General features: G+C 30.9%; 1 protein-coding gene. It reads right to left on the reverse strand.

Annotated elements, in window-relative coordinates; genetic code table 11:
* Positions 1-533 precede the first annotated feature (533 nt).
* Positions 534-758: a hypothetical protein gene (locus tag CQA44_RS12165; protein WP_115547435.1), complete on the reverse strand. Its 225-nt coding sequence runs from the start codon at positions 756-758 to the stop codon at positions 534-536.
* Between the last annotated feature and the right edge of the window lie 262 nt (positions 759-1,020).

The raw sequence follows: 1,020 nt of genomic DNA on the forward strand, positions 1-1,020 counted from the left end.
AATCCTTAAATTTTAGAATCTAGATTCTATCACAAAGCTCTACAAGCTTCAAAATACAAGCATAGATTTTAAAATAATATAAGCTTTGTTATTTGAAGTGTCATCGCTTTAGCATAAGGGTAATTGATTGTCTAAGTTTGTAGGGTAATGTGTATAAAAACTAGATAATATGTATAAAAAGAAGTTTTGGCTAAAGTTTAAATGAGAAGTATATTTATCATAATCTTGCAGCAACTTAAGCAAGATATTAAGTTTGGCTAAAGTTTGAACTAGAAGTAGATTTATCTATTGCAAATGCGACAATTACAGCAACAAAGTTTTGGCTAAAGTTTGAACTAGAAGTATATTTATCCCCAACCCATTTTGAAGTAACACTTGATTGCTAACAACCCAGAAAGGATACTACCCCTTTTATAGTCTAGCTTAGAGTGGTCTAAAGAGGATATGTATTCACTAAAACTTTCTTTCTTTATTTTTGTAAGATAAAAAGAGCAAAAGAAAGTATATTGCCCCGTTATAGTGCTTAGAATAGTCTATAAGGATTTATGCCACTCAAATCTACGATAATCACTATCAATAATCCTAAAAGATTCTAATAAGGATACTTGCCCCCCCCTCCATCGAGTATTTTTCAAACTATCTCTTATTTTATTGATGAAAGATACAGGTATTGGAACTATAAAACCACCAAAACAATCTAGTTTTGCCTTTTTACTAATGTATTCTTTTGTTTTTGTGATTATCCCCCTCTCAAGCATATCACCAATATTTACCCATTGATAATTATTAGTATTCTAATATTTCACAATCTCTCTTTTAGGTATTCTCTTTAGGTGTTTGCCCTAGTGTTATCTCACAAATATCCCCTAATCTTACCTATGCCTAAGAATCTTACCCACGTCTAAGTAGGTTGGAATGACAAAGGGTGGAGTTAAACTTGGGTTTTTATATTCCATTTTGTCATTAATATCTTTCACTTTGTCATTCTAAAGTTTGTGAAACAAGTGAAGAATCTCTTAA

It is taken from the genome of Helicobacter sp. MIT 14-3879 (assembly GCF_003364125.1).

Coding starts and splice junctions, on each gene's coding strand:
- CQA44_RS12165 (WP_115547435.1), bottom strand. CDS start 758: ATGCTTGAGAGGGGGATAATCACAAAAACAAAAGAATACATTAGTAAA.